The 16,691-nt window shown below is 67.4% G+C and carries 16 protein-coding genes; 3 read left to right on the plus strand and 13 right to left on the minus strand.

Features of this window, described 5'->3' with window-relative positions:
• Nucleotides 1-19: 19 nt before the first annotated feature.
• The 3 genes from AC3B5T_RS19105 to AC3B5T_RS19115 all read left to right on the plus strand — a co-directional run bounded on the left by AC3B5T_RS19105 (nt 20) and on the right by AC3B5T_RS19115 (nt 4,354).
• Entirely contained in the window at nt 20-1,357 is a 1,338-nt protein-coding gene (locus tag AC3B5T_RS19105; RefSeq protein WP_488357819.1) for a glycosyltransferase 87 family protein, read from the plus strand.
• A gap of 37 nt (nt 1,358-1,394) precedes the next feature.
• Complete coding sequence (locus AC3B5T_RS19110; protein ID WP_197282844.1) at nt 1,395-2,810, plus strand: cytochrome P450; 1,416 nt, start codon at nt 1,395-1,397, stop codon at nt 2,808-2,810.
• 155 nt (nt 2,811-2,965) lie between these two features.
• A complete protein-coding gene (locus tag AC3B5T_RS19115) occupies nt 2,966-4,354 on the plus strand; it encodes an IS1380 family transposase (protein ID WP_488357820.1) in 1,389 nt (462 codons plus the stop codon).
• A 380-nt stretch (nt 4,355-4,734) separates the two neighbouring features.
• Here AC3B5T_RS19115 and AC3B5T_RS19120 read toward each other — a convergent pair whose 3' ends face one another.
• The 13 genes from AC3B5T_RS19120 to AC3B5T_RS19180 all read right to left on the minus strand — a co-directional run bounded on the left by AC3B5T_RS19120 (nt 4,735) and on the right by AC3B5T_RS19180 (nt 16,102).
• Nucleotides 4,735-5,340 (minus strand): FKBP-type peptidyl-prolyl cis-trans isomerase, encoded by a 606-nt coding sequence (locus AC3B5T_RS19120; protein WP_055477242.1) that lies wholly within the window; start codon nt 5,338-5,340, stop codon nt 4,735-4,737.
• Between the two features lie 29 nt (nt 5,341-5,369).
• Nucleotides 5,370-5,849: an SRPBCC family protein gene (locus tag AC3B5T_RS19125; protein ID WP_055477243.1), complete on the minus strand. Its 480-nt coding sequence runs from the start codon at nt 5,847-5,849 to the stop codon at nt 5,370-5,372.
• Entirely contained in the window at nt 5,849-6,883 is a 1,035-nt protein-coding gene (locus AC3B5T_RS19130) for an LLM class F420-dependent oxidoreductase (protein ID WP_055477244.1), read from the minus strand. Before AC3B5T_RS19130 ends, AC3B5T_RS19125 begins: the two co-directional genes overlap by 1 nt.
• Nucleotides 6,880-7,290: a nuclear transport factor 2 family protein gene (locus AC3B5T_RS19135; protein WP_010842634.1), complete on the minus strand. Its 411-nt coding sequence runs from the start codon at nt 7,288-7,290 to the stop codon at nt 6,880-6,882. Before AC3B5T_RS19135 ends, AC3B5T_RS19130 begins: the two co-directional genes overlap by 4 nt.
• Nucleotides 7,256-8,257 (minus strand): DMT family transporter, encoded by a 1,002-nt coding sequence (locus AC3B5T_RS19140; RefSeq protein WP_055477245.1) that lies wholly within the window; start codon nt 8,255-8,257, stop codon nt 7,256-7,258. Before AC3B5T_RS19140 ends, AC3B5T_RS19135 begins: the two co-directional genes overlap by 35 nt.
• Entirely contained in the window at nt 8,254-9,396 is a 1,143-nt protein-coding gene (locus tag AC3B5T_RS19145) for an MSMEG_0565 family glycosyltransferase (protein ID WP_055477246.1), read from the minus strand. The genes AC3B5T_RS19140 and AC3B5T_RS19145 overlap by 4 nt, the downstream gene beginning before the upstream one ends.
• Nucleotides 9,393-10,241 (minus strand): carbon-nitrogen hydrolase family protein, encoded by an 849-nt coding sequence (locus AC3B5T_RS19150; protein WP_010842631.1) that lies wholly within the window; start codon nt 10,239-10,241, stop codon nt 9,393-9,395. The genes AC3B5T_RS19145 and AC3B5T_RS19150 overlap by 4 nt, the downstream gene beginning before the upstream one ends.
• A gap of 40 nt (nt 10,242-10,281) precedes the next feature.
• On the minus strand, nt 10,282-11,742 hold the full coding sequence (locus AC3B5T_RS19155) for an MSMEG_0567/sll0787 family protein (protein ID WP_055477247.1): 1,461 nt from the start codon (nt 11,740-11,742) through the stop codon (nt 10,282-10,284).
• A gap of 1 nt (nt 11,743) precedes the next feature.
• Nucleotides 11,744-12,799 carry an MSMEG_0568 family radical SAM protein gene (locus AC3B5T_RS19160; RefSeq protein ID WP_055477248.1) on the minus strand — a complete coding sequence of 352 codons (1,056 nt, stop codon included), beginning with the start codon at nt 12,797-12,799 and terminating at the stop codon, nt 11,744-11,746.
• Nucleotides 12,800-12,930: 131 nt separating this feature from the next.
• The gene (locus tag AC3B5T_RS19165; protein ID WP_055477249.1) at nt 12,931-14,202 is read right to left on the minus strand and encodes an MSMEG_0569 family flavin-dependent oxidoreductase; all 1,272 of its coding nucleotides are present in this window, start codon (nt 14,200-14,202) and stop codon (nt 12,931-12,933) included.
• On the minus strand, nt 14,199-14,660 hold the full coding sequence (locus AC3B5T_RS19170) for an MSMEG_0570 family nitrogen starvation response protein (RefSeq protein WP_055477250.1): 462 nt from the start codon (nt 14,658-14,660) through the stop codon (nt 14,199-14,201). The genes AC3B5T_RS19165 and AC3B5T_RS19170 overlap by 4 nt, the downstream gene beginning before the upstream one ends.
• Entirely contained in the window at nt 14,653-15,564 is a 912-nt protein-coding gene (locus AC3B5T_RS19175; protein ID WP_055477251.1) for a carbon-nitrogen hydrolase family protein, read from the minus strand. The genes AC3B5T_RS19170 and AC3B5T_RS19175 overlap by 8 nt, the downstream gene beginning before the upstream one ends.
• 13 nt (nt 15,565-15,577) lie before the next feature.
• Nucleotides 15,578-16,102, minus strand: a complete 525-nt coding sequence (locus AC3B5T_RS19180) for an MSMEG_0572/Sll0783 family nitrogen starvation response protein (RefSeq protein ID WP_004019804.1) — start codon at nt 16,100-16,102, stop codon at nt 15,578-15,580.
• Nucleotides 16,103-16,691 lie beyond the last annotated feature (589 nt).

The raw sequence follows: 16,691 nt of genomic DNA on the forward strand, positions 1-16,691 counted from the left end.
CGCTCGGAAGTGAGGGCTCGTGACTGCTGCTGGAACCACCCGGAGTTCGCTGGATCGCTACCTGGAGACGCCCTGGGCACGATGGGCGACTCTCGCCGCCTTCCTCATCAGTTCGGTGGTCGCGATCGTCGTCCTGCCGAATCAGCCGCCCGCCCCGTATCGCATCGACTTCGACGTCTACCGCATGGGTGGTCAGGTCCTGCTCGACGGCGACGAGCTGTACGGCGTCCTGCCACCGCTGGCCGAGGGCGCGAGTCTGCCCTTCACCTATCCGCCGCTGGCCGCCGCGCTGTTCTCGGTGTTCACCCTCGTCCCGCTGGCAGTCGGGCAGGCCCTGTTCACGGCGATGTCCATCGGCTGTCTGCTCGTGGTGTGCCGGATCGTGCTGTCGCGCCTCCTCGACCGATCGGCCTCCGACCTGTGGTGGCTCGCAACGGCGGCCGCGACGGTCGGTCTCTGGCTCGAGCCGGTCCGCGACACTCTCAACTTCGGACAGATCAACATCGTGCTGATGACGCTCGTCGTCGTCGACGCCCTGTTGGGCCGGGGCAGGTGGTGGAACGGACTCCTCGTCGGTCTCGCCATCTCGATCAAGCTGACTCCCGCGGTCTTCCTGCTGTACTTCTTCGTCCGGCGGGACTGGCGTGCACTGGGAGTGGCTGCGCTCTCGGCGGTCGGCTACGCCGCACTGGGCCATCTGCTGACACCGGACGACTCGACGACCTACTGGACGTCGACCCTCTTCGACACCGACCGGATCGGGAGCCCACACTTCGCGAACAACCAGTCGATCAAGGGTGAACTCGGACGCCTGGGTGCGGAATCCGACCTCGCATGGTTCCTCGTCTCGCTGGTCGTCGGATTGCTCATCGCGTGGGTGGCGTGGCGTCTGGTGTCCGCGGCACCGGCAGACCCTCGAACGACGACACCGCACGACGTGGCGGCCCTGATCGCGGTCGCTTTCGCCGCGCTGTTCTGCTCGCCGGTCGCCTGGGACCACAGCTGGGTGTGGGTGGTCCCGCTGCTGATCCTGCTCACCTACCTCGCGACGCGGCCAACGGCGTCGACGATCTGGTGGTGGCTGTTCGGCACCGGACTGGTCATCTTCGCCGTCGCGCCGCATCAGCGCATCCCGCAGCGGTACGACGCCGAGCTGTCCTGGTCCTGGTGGCAGCACGTCATCGGGTCGTCGTACCTGCTCTGGGGCCTGGTGGTCCTCATCGCCCTGGGATCGTCCGCGCCACGCGTGCTCGCCGCCCGGAGAGGCGCCGACACGCTCGCACAACCTGCCCGAACACCTCGTCTGCGCGATCCCCTTGAAACAAGCGCTAAAATCCGTTCCACTGGTGCACAGTGATGTAACGCACATCGGATCAACGGGGAGTGGCAGGTTCATGACGAGTCGGAAGAAGCAGATCCAAAGCGTGCTGGCGAAGGCGAGCAGCATGTACCCGAGCTCGGAGCGCCCGCTGGCCGAGCCACCCGCCGGGTCCGACCTCAAGCCGGTCATGGGTGACCCGGGGATCCCGTGGCTCGGCAACACGCTCGAGGCGCTGGTCGACCCGCTGAAGTCGGCGATGGACCGGTTCGAGAAGTACGGCGAGGTCTCGTGGTCGGGTGCGCTGGGCATGAACATGGTCACGCTTGTCGGCCCGGACGCGATCGAAGCGGTCTGGATGAACCGCAAGAAGGCCTTCTCCAGCGAGCTCGGCTGGGAACCGATGATCGGGCCGTTCTTCCGCCGGGGCGTCATGCTGATGGACTTCGACGAGCACATGCAGCACCGCCGCATCATGCAGCAGGCGTTCAGCCGGCCGCGGCTCACCGGCTACCTGGACATCATGACGCCGCACATCGAGAAAACCCTCGCCAACTGGGAGGTCGGCAACGGGTTCAGGATGTACTCGCGCACCAAGGATCTCACCCTGTCGCTGGCGACCGAGGTGTTCATGGGTGCGCACGTCAGCGAGTCCGAGGCCCACCGCCTGGAGCATGCCTTCGAGGCTGCGGTCCGCGGCGGCCAGGCGATGGTCCGCAAGGACGTCGGCAACTGGACCTGGGCGCAGGGACTCCGGGGCCGCGAGGCGCTGCAGGAGTACTTCCGCTCGGAGATCCCGCTGCGTCGCGGCAACGATGCCGACGACCTGTTCAGCGTCCTCTGCAACGCCGAGAGCGACGAGGGTGAGACGTTCTCCGACGAGGACATCGTCAACCACATGATCTTCGTGATGATGGCGGCGCACGACACCAGCACCATCGCGCTGTCGATGCTGACCTACTTCCTCGGCCGCCATCCTGAGTGGCAGGAGCGTCTGCGCCAAGAATCCCTCGCCCTCGACAAGCCGACGATCGACTACGACGACGTCGACGAGCTGCCCAGCATGGAGCTGGCGTTCAAGGAGACCCTGCGCCTCAACGCCCCCGTCGGCATGCTCTTCCGCATGGCGATCGAGGACACCGAGATCTGCGGCCACTACATCCCGAAGGGGACCCTGCTCGCCATCCACCCGTGGGCGACGATGCTGCGCAAGGAGTGGTGGCCCAACCCCACCCACTTCGACCCCGAACGTTTCTCGGCCGAACGTCGCGAAGACAAGGTCCACCGGTTCGCGTGGGCGCCTTTCGGCGGCGGCGCACACAAGTGCATCGGCCTGTATTTCGGTGGCATGGAAGTGAAGTCGATCCTGCACCAGATGCTGCTGCGCTTCGAGTGGGACGTCCCGGCCGACTACCGCCCGGAACTGACCTACGGCACCGGACCGACCCCCGCCGACGGTCTGCCGATCAACCTGCGGCACCGCAAGATCTGACAGCCCCCGAGGAGCGCAAGCGACGCCCCTGTCTCTGCTCCCTGAGCCTGGATCCGTGGATGGGTGCGGGGTGTCGATAACGTGAAAATGCCCTCTGAGCTGGAATGATTGGTGGTGTTGAGACACAAAACATTCCAGCTCAGAAGGCACTTTCAGTGAAAGTATCGCACAAGTTCACCGCCACATCCGCTGTCTTCGACGACGACAACCTGGTGTCGCACGCCGGGCTGGTACCGGTCATGGCGGTGGCCGAGTCGACCGGGTTGGCGTCTCTGCTGGACGACCGGGTCGATCTCGGCACCACCCAGGTCGCCTCGGCCGGGGCCAACCTCAAGGCGAAACTGTTGACCGTGATCGCCGGATTCTGTTGCGGTGCTGACAGTATCGACGACCTCGGGATGGTTCGCAGTGGTGGGCACACCCGCCTGTTCGACCACGTGTACGCCCCAGCCACGATCGGACAAACGCTGCGCGAGTTCACCCCCGGCCATGCCCGACAACTCAACGCGGTGATGACCCGGGCACTACCAGCGATGTGCGCCACCGCTGACCTGCTACCCACCGACGGGTCCCGGGTGTTTGTCGACATCGACTCGCTGCTGCGCCCGGTCTACGGCTACCACAAGGCCGGAGCCTCCTACGGGCACGCCAAGATCGCTGGACGTGAACTCCTGCGCAAAGGTCTGTCCCCGCTGATCACCACTCTGTCCGCACCCGATCATCCACCGGTGATCGCCAACGCCTGGCTGCGCGCCGGCCGCTGCGCCTCCGGTAGCGGGGCCGCGAAGATGATCGCTGAAACCCTCACTACTGCACGGCAGTGTGGGGCAAGCGGGGAGATCACCGTACGCGGCGACTCCGCTTATGGCACCGCCGCGGTGATGCGCACCTGCCAACGCCTCGCAGCGACGTTCTCGCTGGTCCTGCGCACCAACACCGCGATCACCCGCGCCATCACCGCGATCGGAGACGACGCCTGGACCCCGGTGCACTACCCCGGCGCGGTCACCGACCCCGACACCGGCGAACTGATCTCCGAGGCCGAAGTCGCCGAAACCCTGCACACCGTGCAACCCCAGTCATCACAGCCGGTCACCGCCCGACTCATCGTGCGCCGGGTCAAAGCCCACCACCCCGCCAACACCGACACCCTGATGCCCGCCTGGCGATACCACTCGTTTTTCACCAACACCACCGACGACACCGTCACCGCCGACATCACCCACCGCCGCCACGCCATCATCGAAACCGTGTTCGCCGACCTCATCGACGGACCGCTGGCACACCTACCCTCCGGGATGTTCGGCGCCAACGCCGCCTGGCTGGCGTTGACCGCCATCAGCCACAACCTGATGCGCACCCTCGCCGCACTCACCGCCACCCCCAGACTCCGCGCCGCCCGCGGCGCAACGCTGCGCCGCACACTCATCGCGATACCCGCCCGACTAGCCCGACCAGCACGAACACCCGTCCTGCACCTACCCCGCCACTGGCCCACCCAACACGCCTTCACCGCCCTGTGGGCCGCAGTGCACACCACCTGACCCCTCAACCCTCACATGCCCACCCACGACCAGGAACCCCAGTGAAAAAGCTGACACAAGGTCAGCGAATACCACACGCCCACAACACAATCAGACACTCAAACACCGCGACCTCACCCGACCAGACCTCATCCACGGATTCAGGCTGAGGTGCGAGGAGCGCAAGCGACGCCCCCTGCCTCTGCTCCCTGAGGTGCGAGGAGCGCAAGCGACGAGCCACGAAGGGCCCGCACCGCGAAATCGGTACGGGCCCTTCGTGGCTCGCTGCGCTCGCACCTCAGGGAGCAGGGGCTGCGCTCGCACCTCAGGGAGCAGGGGGGCTGCGCTCGCACCTCAGGGAGCAGGGGAAGGCTGCCTCGCAGGCTGCGGGAACTACCGCCTTACGACGCCGAGAGGATGCTGATCTCGAAGACGAGCGTGTCGCCGACCTCGATGCCCGCCTGGGGGTTTCCGGAGGCGTAGCCGTCGGCCGACGTCATGGCGACGCCCACCTTGGACCCGACCTTCTGCCCGGCGATGGCCTTGCTGAAGCCCGGGATCACGCCGTCGAGCGGGAAGGTGGCGGGGGAGCCGTTTGCGTAGGCGCTGTCGAAGGTCTCGCCGGTGCGGCCGTTCACACCGACATAGCAGACCGACACCGAAGCGGTCTCTGGCACGACGGCGCCGTCACCTTCGACGAGGACCTTGACCTGGGTGGCATCGACGCTGAACGGGTTCTCGACGGTGATGTCCGGGGCCTGGGTCGCTGTGGACGCGACCATCTGCAGGCTGCCGGTGGTGCCCTGCTCGGTCCACTGCGGTGTGGCGTCGGCGTTCGCGGGTGCGCTCGGGCAGCTCTCCGATCCTGCCGGTGTCTCAGCACCGCCGGTCGCCGCGGTCCCCGTGGGTTCCGTTGTGCCCGAACCGGAATCGGAGTCGGAGCTGCAACCGGCGACGGCCAGGACGAGGGCGGTGCCGAGGACGAGTGTCGCGTTCTTGATGTTCACCCTGGGAACGCTACCCGAGCCGCGACCACTCACCGAGAGCCACGACCGGCGAGAACACGTGCGGCTCGCTCGAGATCGGCCCGCACCGCTCGCGCGGCGGGCCACCGCGCCGCGGTCAGCACCAACCCGCCGACCGCCGGCACCGTCAACACCACCTCGGCACGGACATCGGTGCCCCCTTCCCGGCTCCCACCGTCACGCTCGGCGAAGGTCAACGTCAGGACCGCGTCGACCGACCGCCACCGCCCGATCTCCTGCCACACGCGATGCCCCTGGCACACAGTCACTTCCATCCGCGGTGACACCCCGGGTACGACGGTGACGTCGGTCCAGCTCGTCCCGACGTCACCCGCCCGGTCACCGATCGGCCGCAGGTCGTCGACGCGCCGCAGACTCGACTGCCACTCCGGACGATTCGCCGGGTCCGCGAGGTAGTCGAAAGTGACGTCGAGCGGCGCGTCGAATGAGACCACCGCATCGATGACGGTGACCTGGGCGGGGGAGAGCATCACCGGATGAGGTCGGCGAGTTGTTCGACCTCGGCGACGCTTCCCGGCGACACGAGCATCATCGTCACCCCACACGCTTCCCAGACCTTGATCTGTTCGCGTACGTGGTCGAGGTCGCCGACGATCGCCGAGTCGTCCACGACGGCGTCGGGGATGATCTGTGCTGCTTCGTCTTTGCGGTTGTTCCGGAACAGTGCGGTCACCTCGTCGACGACGTCGGAGTACCCCATGCGGCGGTAGACCTCGGCGTGGAAGTTGGTGTCCTCGCTGCCCATCCCGCCCATGTACAACGCCAGGAACGGCTTGATCGCGGCATAGGTGCCCGCACGGTCGTCGGTGACGACGATCTGGGCGGTGGCACACACCTCGAAGTCCTCGCGGCTGCGTCGTGCACCGGGGCGCGCGAAGCCCTCGTCGAGCCACTCGTTGTAGGTGTCGGCCATCCGTGGCGTGTAGAACAGCGGCAGCCAGCCGTCGGCGATCTCGGCCGCGAGCGCGACGTTCTTCGGCCCCTCGGCACCGAGCATCACCGGGATGTCGCTGCGCAGCGGATGGGTGATCGGCTTGAGCGACTTGCCCAGTCCCGATGCGCCTTCTCCGGTGAACGGCAGCGGGTAATGGGGCCCGGCGCTGCTGACGGGGGCTTCGCGGGCCCACACCTGGCGCATGATGTCGATGTATTCGCGGGTCCGGGCGAGGGGCTTGGCGAACTTCTGCCCGTACCAGCCTTCGACGACCTGCGGCCCCGACACCCCGAGTCCGACGATGTGCCGCCCGCCGGACAGGTGGTCGAGGGTCAGCGCGGCCATCGCGCAGGCGGTCGGGGTACGGGCCGACAACTGCAGCACCGACGTCCCGAGCCGGACACGTTCGGTCGACGACCCTAGCCACGCCAGTGGGGTGTAGGCGTCGGATCCCCAGGCCTCGGCGGTGAAGATGCTGTCGAAGCCGGACGCCTCGGCCGCGGCGACGATCTCGGCGTGATGGGTCGGCGGTTGCGCGCCCCAGTAGCCCAGTTGCAGACCGAGTTTCACTGGACAGCCCCTTCGGAGTCGGCAGCGGCTTCGGCGGCGATCTGATCGAACTGCGCGCCCATCGCGGCGGCGACGGCCTGCGCACCCGACAGCGGGCGGACCATGACCATGAGGTCGTCGATCTTGCCGTCGTCGTCGACGTGGATGAAGTCGCACCCGGTGATCTTCTTGCCACCCACCACGGCCTCGAAGACGAGTGCCGAGTCGTGTCCGCCGGCGTCGTTGATCTCGCGGATGTAGCGGAAGTCCTCGAAGACCCGCAGCACGCCACGGAGGATGGCCGACGTGATCGCCTTGCCCGGGTACGGCTTGAACGCGACCGGACTGGTGAAGACCACGTCGTCGGCGAGCAGCGCGCTCATCGCCTGCTCGTCACGTGCCTCGACGGCCTCTCGGAACTGCTTCATACGTCGACCTCCCTGTCGATGATTCTGAGTCGACGCTAATGGATGCCGGGCCGGTCGATGTAGGAAGGCGAGGAGCCAGGAGTACGAGCAAGGCCATCACGAGCAGTGCGATGCCCACCCATCCGATCGCGGTGATCGGTTCGGCGAGCACCACGACGGCCAGCACTGTCGCCACGGCGGGCTCGATCAGGGTGATGGTGGTGGCGGTCGAGCTGTCGATCCGGCCGAGCCCGCGGCTGAACAACACGTACCCGAGGAACTGCGGGACCAGGACGAGGTAGGCGAGGACACCGAGCGTCTCGGGGTGCGCGACCATCGCAGGCACGCCGAGCGCGACGATCGGCAGCAGCAAGACCCCGCCCAGACCCATGACGGTCCCGGCCGCGGCGCCGCGCGGCACGGAGCTGTTCATCAGTCGACGCATCGACCACGACAACCCGGCATAGGTGATCCCGGCGAGCAACCCGAGCCCGACGCCCAGCGCGGCCGACTGATTGCCCGACAGCGCGTCCCCGTGTGACGACTCGCTCCGCGACAAAGCCAGCGCCGCGCTGCCGACGATGCCGAGCAGGCAGGCGACCGTCCATCGCGGGGTCAGCTTCCGACCCTCGGCGACCCGTTCGATGACCGCCGACACGAGCGGTGCCGACGCCAGGGACACGACGGTGCCGAGCGCGACGCCGCCGACGCGCATGGATCCGAAGAAGCACAGCGGGTAGATCATCACGCAGATCCCGCCGAGGAGCGCGACCCGCCACTGCGCGGTCACCTGTGACCATGAGCGTCGAATCGCCCGCGCGTTGACAGACGCCTGCAACAGGCCGCCACCGCACATGGCCACGGCACCGATGGTGACGGCACTCAGCGCCGGGGCCATCGCCGCCGCGGTACCCGACGTACCCCACAGGATGGCCGTGAGCGCCACCGCCAGCATCCCGGCGCGTTCGTTCCTGCGCGAGTCGCTCATTCCCGCGTGTCGATCCGCCCCGCCGGATGCGGGTGCCGCGCGTAGAACTCGAGGTGCTGGCGCGCCGCGTCGTCCCACGTCAGCGAGGCGGCCAGGGCACGTCCCGAGACCACGCGGTCGGGGTCGGGCGCGAGTGACGCCTCGAGAGCGGACGCCAGCTTTCTGACGGTCGAGGCATAGGCGACGGTCTCGCCGAACACCTCGCGCAGGATGGGGAGATCTCGCGCGACGACGGGCCGTCCCGCGGCGAGCGCCTCCATCGCGGCCAAGCCGAAACCTTCTTTGACCGACGGGAACGCGAACACTCGGCAGGCGGCGACGAGCGACGGGAGGTCGTCGTCGGGCACGTTGCCGAGCACGAGCGGTTCGACGTCGAGTTCCGCGCGCCGACGGTCGAAGTCGGCACGGTAGTCCCGGTAGTCGAACAGGGTCTCGCCACCGGCGAAGACGAGCGTCAGTTCCGGATGTGCTGTGCGCAGAACGGCATACGCGTCGAGCAGGTCGATGCTGCCCTTGCGCGGTTCGATCCCGCCGACGGCCAACACGTAGTCGCCGAGCCGATCCGACCAGCGTCGGCGCGCTTCGGAGGCATCGGTATCATCCGACGCAGCGCCGGCAAAGCGTTCATACGCAACGCCGTTCGGGATCACAGTCGGGGTGAGGCCCCAGCCCGATTCGACCTCGTCGGCGACCGCGCGCGACACACAGATCCGCGCATACGGATCGACCACGGCCTTCTCGTGGCAGTCGACGAGGATGGGCGTCGTGAACTGGTCGAGATGATGAATGGTACGGATACACGTCCCAACGGCGTTGGCGCTGATGCAGTCCTGCGCGTGCACGATGTCGTAGGCACCGGGATCGAACGCAGCCCGCAGGGTGTCGATGGACCGGACGATGCGTTCGGTGATCGTCTCGTTCTCGCGATCAGGGAAGGTGACGAGCCGCACCCGGACAGCCGGATCGACGGCACGAAAGAAGCCCTCGTCGCCGCCGCGGGCCAATGACCACACCGTGACATCGACGCCGAGCCGGGCCATCGCCTCGGCCAGGTTCAGCGTGTGGACCACGCCGCCACGGGGTTTCGTCGAGTAGGTGAGCAGTGCGACGCGCAGTGACGGATTCGACGCCCCGGTCATCGCTGGTCCGCCGACGTCGTCGACCGGTAGGTGTCCGGCCGGAGTTCGCCGAGATGACTCAGGACCCGTCGGGCGCGGTCGACCTCGGCATCGACATCGACTGTTGCCGTGGCCAATCCACCCTTCGATCGGGTGGTGGCCAAGACGTCGCCGCCTGGTCCGACGACCTTCGCCTGTCCGAGGAAGCGCAGCGAACCCATCACCCCCGTCTGGTTCGACGACACGACGAAGACCTGGTTCTCCGCAGCTCGGGCGCAGTCGTAGAGGTCGAACAGGCGTGACTGTCGGTCGGCGGGCAGCCGAGCGGCACGGTCGGTGACGCTGGCGGGCCACGCGGACAGCGCCGCGATGATCCGCGCCCCGTCGAGGGCCAGCGTGCGCGCCGACTCCGGGAACGTCTTGTCGTAGTCGATCAGCATGCCGAGGCGGCCGACCGGGGTGTCGAAGGCGCCGAACCGGTCACCGGCCGCGTATGCGAGTTCCTCGCCCGCGGGCTGATGGACTTTGCGGTGCGTACCGAGAATTCCGTCTCCGTTGACGCAGACGGCGGTGTTGAACCGCTGGTCGTCGACGGCTTCGGTGTAACCGATACACACCGTCATGTCGCCGGCGGCGGCGGCGATCGCGGCGAGTTCGGGAGCGTCGGGGTGGAGAGGGGGCGGCAGCTCGGCCGGGTCGGGATGGCGCAGGTCGCCGAGGTAACCGCCGAGCGAGGCGTCGGGGAAGACGAGGAGGTCGACGCCGTCGCGTGCGGCGGATTCGATGATGCCGACCGCTTTGGCGACACCGCGTTCCACGTCGCGTCCGAAGTGCGCGGCGAGGGCGCCGAGGGTGACCGTCCTCATGGGCGAACTGTACCGCTGGGGTCCGATACCGGGTGTGGACTCATGCGCTGCCCAGCCCGGTGACGGTCGACGCGACGGCGACGGTCGTCTCACCGTCGGGCCACCGCAGCCGCACGCCGGGTTCGGAGGTCAGCCGGCCGCAGTCGGCAGTCGTCACCGGGTCAGGCGCGGGGACCGCGGATCGGGCGCCGGCACGGTTGGTGCTGAGCATGGCGTAACCGGGGAAGCAGGTGAGCCACGCGCCCATCGAGGCATCGTCGGGTCGCGGCACCGCCGTCACATCCAGTTCGGCCCCGGTTCCCGACGCTTCGGCGAGCATGCCCAGTGTTCCGACGATGCCGGCCATGCTGACGTCCTTGGCCGACGCGGGTCGGACGTTCGCCAGGTGCGACGCCATGGCGCACAGTTCGTCGCTGCTGCGGGAGCTCGTCGAGTCCCATTGGCGGTCGTGATAACCCGGTCGCCAGGAGCCGCCGAGGTCGGCATGGAGGGTCACGGTGTCGCCGACGGCGCCGCCTCCGGCTCGCAGCGGACGGTCCGTCGTGCCCAGTGCGGTCACCGACAGCGCCGACGGCACGCCGACCTGGGTGTGTCCGCCGAGAACGGGTGTTCGCCACGCCGCCGCGGCCGAGCTGATGCCCCGGATGATGCGGGTCAGGTGTGACGTCGTGGGCGCCCCGACGGCGTCGAGCAGACCGAGTGGTCGAGCACCCATGGCGCTGAGGTCGTTGATGTTGACGAGCACCGAACACCAGCCGGCCCATTCGGGATCGCGTTCGATCATCGACGGAACGATGGCGTCACAAGCAGCGATCACGTCGGTGCCGGGCAGCGGAACGCCGTCGTCGCCGCGGAATCCGGCGGATCCCAGTCCGCCGGGCATCTCCGCGAACGGCGCGAGCGCCTCGGCGAGAACTGCTTTCGTCCCGTCGACCGTGCGTTGAACTCGGTCGACCGGGTAGCGCATCTCCCGATGTGACCGACCCTCGATCTGCGGCCCGGGACCGTGATCCCGCCAGCCGAGGCGGACGAACATCGGTGCGTACCGATCCTGGACGGTGGCGTCGAACCGCAGTGCACCGAGCTGCTCGACGTGCGCGCACGCCGCCCGGACGAGTGCTGCGCCCAGTCCGGCGGTGTGCCCCGCCTCGGCGACGACGAGACGACTCCCGAACCACCAGCCGATGTCGGCGTGTGCCGAGCCCGCCCACGGTGTGGGGGCAACCCGCACCCCGCCCGCGATCGTCCCGTCGGGCAGGGTCGCGACGAGGACGGCGGTCCGTGGGTCCTCGTCGGTGTCGTCGAGATCGGTGTGCTCGAAAAGTGCCTGGCGCTCGACGAATTCGCGGTGTCGCAGCGCCCGATACGCCGCCAGCTCCCGGGGGCTGTCCGCAACGGTGATGAGGAACTCGGACCGGGGAGTCGTTCGCGGCAGCCCGGACAGGATCGACAGTTCGCCCGGCAGCGGAGTCGCGGACGAACCGCGGGGGATGGACAGCATCTCAGCCTCCGACCGTCGGCAGCACGCTGCACGCACCACACGCCGCGCAACCCGCCCGCTGCTCCGACCCGGACATGCCAATGAAGCTCAGATGGCCCGCGACCTCACGGCTGATCTTCTCGACGATCGCGGGATCGGGTGCGGGAGCATCGTCGACGTCGACGGCCAGGGTCCCCGCGTGACGACGGAACGGCACGATGAACGGGTACACCCCCAAGTCGGCCAGTTCCTTGGCGCCGGCGATCATCTCGTCGGTGTCCTCGCCGAGACCGACCAGCAGGTAGGTCGACACCTGGTTGCGGCCGAACACCCGGACCGCCTCGGCCCAGGCCGCGCGGTACTCCGCCATCGGTACCGTCGACTTGCCGGGCATCCAGCGGCGCCGCACGTCGTCGTCGAGCGATTCGACGTGAATCCCGATGGCGTCGGCGCCGGCCTCGCGGAGTTCGGTCAGGACGGCGAGGTCCGCAGGCGGCTCGCATTGGACCTGGATCGGCAGTTCCGGCACCGCCTCCTTGATGGCTCGGACGCACCGGGCGAGGTGGCGGGCTCCGCGATCGCGCCCGCCGCTGGTGCCGGTGGTCATGACCATCTGGGTGACGCCGTCGAGATCGACCGCCGCACGGGCGACTTCGGCGAGCTGCTCGGGTTTCTTCACCGCGATCGTCGAGCCCGACTTCAGCGACTCCTCGATCGAGCAGAACCGGCAGCGCTGATCTTCGGCGTAGCGGATGCAGGTCTGCAGAACAGTCGTGGCCAGCACGTTGCGGCCGTGCAGGCGGGCGATCTTCTCGTAGCTGACGCCCTCGGCGGTCTGCAGGTCGTAGAACCGCGGACGTCCGATGGCGCTGACCTCGACACCGATGTCGACCCCGTCGTACAACACTCGGTCACCGTCGAAGACGAACGGACTCTGCGGGTTCCGCGGAATCGCGGCGTGCAAGCCGTCGACCATCAGGTGACCGTCGTCGCTGGGCCCCGCACCGCCACTGCGCTGCAACGGCGGGTCACCGCGAATACCGAGCAACGCCAGGTCGACTCGTGTGGATACCGTCATGGGTACTCCTTAGAAGAATGAACTGTCCGCTCGCCGGTGAGCGCGACGCCCCTCTGCTCCCTGAGGTGCGAGGAGCGCTAGCGACGAGCCACGAAGGGTCCCGTGAACCCCCGCGACAATCTGAACCAAAATCACTGCGCAGCAGCCAGATACGGCTGCCCACTCCGTACCACCTCGACAACGTGCTCCGCCACATGCCGCGCGTCGCGATCGATACCGAGGAACCGTCCGGACCCCCAGGTGTGCATCCACGGCAACCCGACGAAGCTGAGTCCGGGAACCTCCGTGATCCCGCGGGTCTGCATGGGCCGACCGCCGCCGTCGAAGGCGCTGGCCTCGATCCACCGGTAGTCCGGCCGGTAGCCGATCGCCCAGATGATGGACGTGACGCCCTCGGCGGCGAGGTCGAGTTCGACCGGATCCACGTCCGGAACCCACACCGGTTCGTATCGAGAACCCTTGGGCGCGTCGATGCCGTGCTTGTCGATGTGACGGTCGATGTCGCCGCAGATCGAGTTGTACACGGCGTCGGCGCGGTCGAGAGCAGCGGTCAGGGTCGGCGCGAACCGCAGCGTCGAGTCCTTGCCGTCGGTGAGGACGCCGTAGAGCTTCATGCCCTCGACGGCGAATCGTCGTAGGTCGATGTCGCGACCACCATCGCGTCCGGTGACGTAGTGGTTGGTCTTCTCCTGTGCGGCACGTCCGCCCGGGTACTCCTGGGTCGGGGTGTCGTAGAGGCCCATGTCCGACAGCCATGTCATGCAGTCGCGGCCGCGGTAGAAGCGTGCGACCCGCGGCGCATTCCCGATCGCGAGGTGTACCTGCCGGCCGGCGAGGTGCAGGTCTTCAGCGATCTGCGTGCCCGATTGGCCCGACCCGACGACCAGCACAGCACCGTCGGGGAGTTGTTCGGGATTGAAGTACTCCTCAGAGTGCACTTGGTGCACTGCCGGATCCAGCGACGGCGCGAACGGCGGCACCACCGGCAGTGGGTATCCACCCGTCGCGATCACGGCGTGGTCGCAGGTGATCGAATGGATCCCGTCGGGGCCGTCGAGTGTCAGCTCGAACCGATCACCGGACAACCGCTGTAGCCGAGTGACTTTCGTGTGTTCGACGAGCGGCGGTTCGAACGTCTGCAACCACCCGTGCAGCCACTCCACGACCTCGTCGCGGGTCATGAACCCGTCCGGATCCGGACCTTCGTAGGCGTAACCCGGGAGTTTGCAATGCCAGTTCGGCGTCACGAGGGTGAAGTTGTCCCAGCGCTTGTCGGCCCACGCATGCACTGCGGTATCGGCTTCGACGACCAGATGCTCGACGCCGGCCTGTCCGAGGTACCAGCTGACCGAGAGCCCGGCCTGTCCGCCGCCGATGACCACAACCGGCACGTGTGCGTTCATGAGAGCTCCTCACTGCTGGTTCCACCGCTGGTTGAGCCGGGCCGGAGCGAAGCGACGCCCGCGTCCCCTCCGCTGGTTGAGCCGGGCCGGAGCGAAGCGACGCCCGCGTCCCCTCCGCTGGTTGAGCCGGGCCGGAGCGAAGCGACGCCCCGTGTCGAAACCACTTCCGCACCCGGCAACGGCGGGTACATCGAGACCACCTCGACCTCTGCGGAATCGGGGTGCCGAGCGGCGTCGATGGAGATCTCCTCGGCCGACGCCGCCGCGGACGTGCAGGCGAAGCCGTACTTGGCGCGGACCCGTGCGCTGGCCTCGTCGAGTGCGGTGGTGGCACGCGACCGGAAGTCGTCGACGCGGTAGGTACCTGGCGCGAGATGGTCGTGCAGCACGAGGCTGGGGGAGTAGTACTGGCGGAACAGCCCGTCGGGCCAGCGCACCTGGACGGTCATCTCAGGCATGAGCGAGGTCCCGCCAGGCGAAATCGGCGCCGGCGTCGGAATCGCTGTCGGCTTCGACGAGCATGCCGTACACCTCGGGCCGACGGTCCCGCAGGTGGAACATCCCGGCACGCATGGCGGTGAAGCTCTCCGCGATGTCCACCTCGGCGACGGCCAGTCCGCTCCCGAGAAGCGTTGTGTCGAGGATGTTTCCGCCCGGGTCGACGATCTTGGCGTTGCCGACGTAGCGCAGCGACCCGAATGTCCCGCTTTGATTAGAAGCCACCCAGAACACCTGGTTCTCCAGGGCCCGCGCGGTGTCGAAGAGGTTGAACCGGTAGGTCCACCGATCGTCTTGGAGGTTCTCGGCGGTCGCGGTCCGTGCGGCCGGCCATGCGGACAGGCTGGCGATGATCTCGGCACCCTTGAGTGCCATGATCCGGGCAGCCTCGGGAAAGGCCTTGTCGTAACAGATTTGGAGACCGATACGTCCGACCGGAGTGTCGAAGACGCCGTATCCGTCGCCCGACGAGTACGACATGTTCTCGCCGAGCGGCTGGTGCACCTTGCGGTAGCTGCCGAAGATGTGGTTCCCGTCGAGGACGGCGGCCGCGTTGTAGCGGGTCTCGCCGTCCTCGCCGAGTTCGCAGAATCCGATCGCCACCACCAGATCGCCGACGATGGACTGCACCCGAGCGATCTCGGGTCCGTCGAGGGAGATCGCCGGCGGCAACGACTGGGCGCTGTTCTTCCGGGTGTCGCCGTGGTTGCCCAGCGACGACAGGTATCCGCCGATCGCCGCTTCCGGGAACACCAGGAGGTCGACTCCCCGCGTTCGTGCTTCGCCGACGTACTGTTCGATCGTCGCGTAGTTCTGCTCGAGGTCGCGGGTGAAGTTCGCCGCGACGGTTCCGATGGTGGTCATGTGTTTCGGATCCTCAGACCATGTAGGTGGAGTTGATGATTGCGCCCTTGCGGGCGTAGTGGATCAGCGCGTCCTGCACGTCGAGCGGGTGTGCCGGGATGACACCTTCGATCAGGTCCTCCTCGCGTCCGCCGTGCAGTGCGAGGCCGAAGCGACAGCAGAACACGGTGCCGCCCTCGGAGATGAAGGTCTCCAGCGAGTTGTTGATGTTCTGCTCGCCGGGGAACCCTGAGTCGCCGGTCGTCGGGAATCCGCGTGTGGCAAGGCAATTGATGGCCCCCGGACCGTAGAAGTACATGGCCGACTCGAAGCCCTTGCGAAGTGCGCGTGTGGCCTGAAGAACGGCCACGAAGGACACCGACGACTCGTGTGCGATGCCGTGCACGAGGGTGAAGTAGGACTCACCGTTCTCGGCCTGGTAGTCCGGGAAGATCTTGGTACCGCCATAGATGTTCGAGCCCTTGGGAAGTGAGGGGTGCGGGATCTCCGCCAGCGACGCGGCGATGTTCTCGGTGATGGTTTCGTCGAAAGAGGGCACAAGAACTCCTGGGATGGCGAGACGGTGTCTGCAAGTGTTCGGCCGCAAGGCGGCTCGACGTGCGAAGGTGGGATCGGGCATCATTGCCCGGAGTGGTTCGACCGAAGATCCGGTCTTATCGAGTAGCGATTGCTCGCTACGACACTCAGTTCACTCGCCACCGATTACCGAATGGTTTCCGGCGGAATAAAGAAACCGCCGAATCGTGTAACACGACCCTGGTCGGTCGACCGACACGCATGCCCGGCTGAGCAGACAAAAATGTCCGACGAACCGGTCGGGTCGGGGGTCTGACCGGTTCGTCGGACATACACAGTGTATCCCTCGCGCCCCAGCACGGTCCATCGAGGTATCCGCAATTCTGTGACCTGTTGGATTACAGATCCTTCATCGCCTCTTGCTCGCTGATGTTGGGGGAGCGAAGCGACCACCCGCGCTCTCCAATCGAAAAGAAGCGACCCCCCATTGCTCCCTGAGGTGCGAGGGACCACCATTTGCTCCCTGAGGTGCGAGGAGCGCTAGCGACGAGCCACGAAGGGCGCCGCAACCCACAATCACCACTCCCGCGTGCCCCACTCGCCAATCCAAA

Source organism: Gordonia sp. G4, from assembly GCF_057770005.1.